Source organism: Arthrobacter flavus (assembly GCF_039526005.1).
Classification (GTDB): domain Bacteria; phylum Actinomycetota; class Actinomycetes; order Actinomycetales; family Micrococcaceae; genus Arthrobacter_D; species Arthrobacter_D flavus.
In genome coordinates, this window is record NZ_BAAAIJ010000037.1 from 1 (window position 1) to 1,301 (window position 1,301).

At 60.0% G+C, this 1,301-nt stretch carries 1 protein-coding gene; it reads left to right on the top strand.

What is annotated here, in order from left to right:
- Window positions 1-73: 73 nt before the first annotated feature.
- A protein-coding gene (locus tag ABD059_RS09865) for an IS3 family transposase (RefSeq protein ID WP_343879564.1) occupies window positions 74-1,257 on the top strand; the annotation gives its coding sequence in 2 pieces (ribosomal slippage) (window positions 74-332 and window positions 332-1,257; 1,185 coding nt in all).
- The last annotated feature ends 44 nt before the right edge of the window (window positions 1,258-1,301 follow it).

Below are 1,301 nucleotides of genomic sequence, written 5' to 3' on the forward strand. Positions count from 1 at the left end.
TCTGAGCGGCCTAGGGATTTCGGACAGTGGGACCTCTTAAACTGAGGTTTCTACTGAAAGTGAGATTGGCAGTATGTCTGCATCGCGTCGCCGGTTTAGCCAGGAGTTCAAGGACGAGCTGGCCCGGGAAGTCATCGATACATCCAAGCCTGTGGTGGAGGTCGCCAAGGCCTACGGGGTAGGGCCGGAGACCCTTCGGCGGTGGGTGATGAAATACCGTGAATCCCATGGTGGTACCGAAACCGATCTGAGCGTTTCGGAGCGTGCCCGGTTGAAGGAACTTGAGCGGGAAAACCAGGAGCTCAGGGCTGAGGCCGCGTTCTTGAAAAAAGCGGCCTCGTACTTTGCAAGGGATCCACGGTAGTGGCGAAGTACGAGTTCATCGACTCCCAAAAGAACACCCCGGGGGCCACGGACCCGGTGTGGAAGATGTGCCTGTGGCTGGCAGTATCAACGTCCGGGTTCTATGACTGGCTGTCCCGGCCCCGCTCGGCCACCGCGGCGCGTCGGCAGGTACTGGCGGTGCGTATCCGGTACTTCTTCGAGGCAGCGGACGGGACGTACGGGTACCGGCGGATCCACGCCGACCTCGCCGCGGAAGGCACAGCGTGTTCCCCTGAGTTGGTGCGCTCGATTATGCGTGCCGAGGAGTTGGTGCCGTGTCAGCCGCGCCCGTTCCGGGTTACCACCAACGCCGGTGCCGACGGTGTTGCCGTGGTCCCGGACCTGGTGAAACGGGACTTCACCGCGGACCGTCCGGGAGTGAAGTTCGTCGGGGACATCACCTATATTCACACGTGGCAGGGATTCATCTATTTGGCCACCGTGATCGACTGCTATTCGAAGAAAGTCGTCGGCTGGTCCATCTCCGATCACATGCGCACCGAACTCGTCGTGGACGCCCTGAAAAACGCTGCTCGGACCACCCATGTCGAGACAGGTGCTGTCTTCCATTCCGACCGCGGCAGCGTCTATACCTCGGCCACGTTCCGAGATTTGGTCATCAATCTGGCTATGCGTTCCTCGATGGGCCGCACCGGCGTGTGTTGGGACAACAGCCTGGCCGAGAGCTTCTTCGGCGCCTTGAAAAACGAGCGGGTCTACCGCACCGTTTATGCCACGAAGCAACAGGCAAAACGAGACGTCATCCGCTATATCGAGGGCTTCTACAACAGCCGCCGCCGACACTCAGCCCTGAACTACCGCCGGCCCAACGAAGTCCACTACAGTTACCAACAGCCAGCCATGGCAGCGTAGAGAAAACCATCAAATCCGCCGTCCGAAATCACCACAGCAGCTCA